This is a genomic window from Nodosilinea sp. LEGE 07298 (assembly GCF_015207265.1).
In the GTDB taxonomy this organism is placed as follows: Bacteria; Cyanobacteriota; Cyanobacteriia; order Phormidesmidales; family Phormidesmidaceae; genus Nodosilinea.
In genome coordinates this window covers 1-3,081 of the sequence record NZ_JADEXE010000484.1, presented here as the reverse complement: position 1 = coordinate 3,081, position 3,081 = coordinate 1, and the positions used below count along the sequence as shown (strand labels likewise).

Below are 3,081 nucleotides of genomic sequence, written 5' to 3'. Positions count from 1 at the left end.
AGCGTCTCCCGTAGGGAGAAAGGGGGTGGGTGAGTTTTGGGTTCAAGGTTCGAGGTGTAAGGTCTAAGGCAGAACCTGACACCTTACACCCGACACCTGATACCTTAAACCTGACACCTTAAACCCATACTCCCATGGCTTCCCCCGATATTCTGGCGCTCGATTTTGACGGTGTGGTCTGCGACGGGCTGCGGGAGTATTTTCAAACTGCATGGCGGGCCTATACCGATGTGTTTGAGCCGAGTGCGGGAGCGCCGCCGGAGGGGTTGGCGGAGCGATTTTACCCGCTGCGCCCGGTGGTAGAAACGGGCTGGGAGATGCCGCTGGTGCTCTACGGGCTGATGAATGAGGTCGCTGACCAGGAGATTTTGGAGCGCTGGTCTGAGCTTGTGCCGCAGCTGCTAGAGCAGGGCAAGGTGGAACCTGCCACTTTGGGGCAGGCGGTTGATAGCGTGCGCGATCGCTGGATTCATACCAATATCGACGACTGGCTTAGCTACCAGCGGTTCTACCCCGGTGTGATCGATCGTCTGCGGCAGGCGATCGCAGACGGTGTTGAGCTGGTAATCATTTCTACCAAAGAAGGGCGATTTATTCAGCAATTACTCGCCCAGGGGGGTATGGCTCTGCCGAGCGATGGGCCATTGGGGCCAGATCCGGGCGATCGCATTTTGGGCAAAGAGGTCAAACGACCCAAGTACGAAACCTTGCGGCTGCTGAAGTCGTCTAAGCCAGAACAAACCATCTGGTTTGTAGAAGACCGGCTCAAGGCTTTGCAGGCAGTTCAGCGCCAGCCAGACCTTGGCGATGTTGGGCTATTTTTGGCCGACTGGGGCTATAACACGGCGGCCGATCGGGCGATGGCGACCCAGGGCATTCACAGACTCACCCTGCCTCAGTTTTGCGATTCCTTTGCAAATTGGGTAGTGTGACCCCTCAAAGATGTAACATACGCTTCACCGTAGATTTACGTAATCTTGATCGCATTTGCCATTGCTTAAATTGTTCGTGATGCTACCAAGCAAAAATTTCCGGATTTGTGCGCCAGCGTCAGAATCAGGAATAGATGCTGGTGTCCATTGCTAAAGCTTCGGTAAATGATGGCCCAGACTTGAAGCCATGCTGTTCGTCCCTGTGTTGCCATGACTGACCTATTTGTTCCCCCGTCTAAAACTCCCGCTGCACCAGGGCGTGTGATCTATGATGATCCAGCTCCCGGCGATGACCCAGCTCCCGGCGATCTAGATTCCAGTGATTTAGATGTCAATAATGTTGAGGGTACGCCTCCAGCAGAAACCTCTGTCGTTTCGGAACCCGTCGGGTCAGTGGAGTTGGTCAGCGCTGAGGCCGAAGATATCGCCGATAGTGCTACGGGTCTTAGTTCAGGCGCACTGCCCCTGCCCGTAGGGGCCGCGATCGCGACCGTAGACACTGTCTTTTTCTACGGTCGCTCAGCTAGCAGCCCAGGGCTGTATCAGTTCAATCTGGCTGAGGGTAGCTTGACCACCGTAAGCGACCCGATAAATCTCTTTTCGACGGCGCTCGATGGGCTGTTTACGGCAGCACCAGGTGGCTTAGGTGGGTCAGGCACAGCCAGCACTGAGTCATTCTCGCGCACCTTTCACCTGGTCGAAGGCACCAGCGGCAAAAACTTTTTGATTGGCACCGCTGCCGACAATGCCCTATTTGGGTTTGGCAGCGACGACCTGATTTTGACTAGCCGAGGCCAAAACCTGGCCTTTGGTGGCGAGGGCAACGATACTCTGGTGGGCGGGGCTGGTGATAATGGGCTGTTTGGTGGTGCTGGCAATGATGCGATCGAGGGCGGGGTCGGTGACGACCTGCTGGTGGGTGGCACTGGCAACGACATTCTCTACGGTGGCGGCGGGGCCAACACGCTAGTTGGCGGGTCTGGGGCCGATGTCTTTCGGCTCAATAGCCCAGGGGCCTACCCGCTGGTCGGCGGTAGTAGTGCGACAGCCGATAACATCCTCGATTTCAATGCCGCCGAGGGCGATCGGCTCGATTTTAGTATGATTGCCGCCCAGCCTCTGTTTGCCGATGGCGACCTGCTGCCCTTCTTGAGTTTTGTGCAGGTGGGGGCCGATACCCACGTGCAAGTCAACACGCCCCTAGGCCAAACCTCTACTGAAGCTATTTTGATAGGGGTAGACGCCGATTCGATTACCCCCGCCAGTATGACCTTTACACCGCCCAGTGGGGTACCCCTGCTCAAGTAAATCACCTGAAAACGAGCCCACTTTCCGGTAGCATCAGGGCTGAAGCAATGCAGGCAAGCCTATGACTGAGGCCCAGCTACATCAGTTGGCCACCGCCCTGGCCGGAGAGTTTGATAACCGACCCCAATCTCTGGCTGATCCGGCCTGGTACCTACACCTGAGGCTGTGGCAACGGCCTTTGCCTCAGCATTTCTTTGGCGAAGGCTACGGCCTTTTTATTGAGCAAATTAGCGTCACCTCCGGCAAGCCACCCTACCGGCAGCGCATTCTGCACCTGACGACAAAAAAGAACGGCCTTTGGGGGCAGTACTACGCTCTGTCAGACCCGAGCGCCTACCTGGGCGGTGCTACCGAACCTGAGCGCCTGGCCAGTCTTAGCCGTCAAGACTTGATCGACATCCCCACCTGTGGGGTAACCATTGAGTGCCAGCCCGATGGTCAAACCTACAGCGCTCGGCTGCCCGGCGATAGCCTGTGCACGTTTACTGCCAATGGCGTTACCTCCTACGTGCGGCTGGCGTTTGACATTGGCCCCGAGTCGTCTGCCCCCGGCAGCCCGCTGGTGTTTCAAATGAACGATTGCGGCATCGACCCTGAGACCGGAAAAACTACCTGGGGGCCAAAGATGGGGCCGTTTTGCCTGGTGAAACAAAGCGCCTTTGCCCTACCGGGATAAGGCGCTTGTAAAGGGGTCTTTTCCCCTACTTGCAGCAGGGCTATCGGTGTTACCCTGGAGCGATGCCTGAGGCGCTGTGGCCCTATCCACGGGGCGATCGCGAAGGATTCTGATCAGCTATGACTTAAGCGAGTTGGCCAGCGCTATACTTACCGACCCTACCCC

Annotated in this window: 3 protein-coding genes; all 3 read left to right on the top strand. The window is 57.0% G+C overall.

What is annotated here, in order from left to right:
• Positions 1-134: 134 nt before the first annotated feature.
• The 3 genes from IQ273_RS32040 (at position 135) to IQ273_RS32030 (ending at position 2,916) form a co-directional block, all read left to right on the top strand.
• Entirely contained in the window at positions 135-932 is a 798-nt protein-coding gene (locus IQ273_RS32040; protein ID WP_194027128.1) for an HAD family hydrolase, read from the top strand.
• A 210-nt stretch (positions 933-1,142) separates the two neighbouring features.
• On the top strand, positions 1,143-2,240 hold the full coding sequence (locus tag IQ273_RS32035) for a calcium-binding protein (RefSeq protein ID WP_194027127.1): 1,098 nt from the start codon (positions 1,143-1,145) through the stop codon (positions 2,238-2,240).
• Positions 2,241-2,301: 61 nt separating this feature from the next.
• On the top strand, positions 2,302-2,916 hold the full coding sequence (locus IQ273_RS32030) for a chromophore lyase CpcT/CpeT (protein WP_194027126.1): 615 nt from the start codon (positions 2,302-2,304) through the stop codon (positions 2,914-2,916).
• Positions 2,917-3,081: the final 165 nt, after the last annotated feature.

Coding starts and splice junctions, on each gene's coding strand:
- IQ273_RS32030 (WP_194027126.1), top strand. CDS start 2,302: ATGACTGAGGCCCAGCTACATCAGTTGGCCACCGCCCTGGCCGGAGAG.
- IQ273_RS32035 (WP_194027127.1), top strand. CDS start 1,143: ATGACTGACCTATTTGTTCCCCCGTCTAAAACTCCCGCTGCACCAGGG.
- IQ273_RS32040 (WP_194027128.1), top strand. CDS start 135: ATGGCTTCCCCCGATATTCTGGCGCTCGATTTTGACGGTGTGGTCTGC.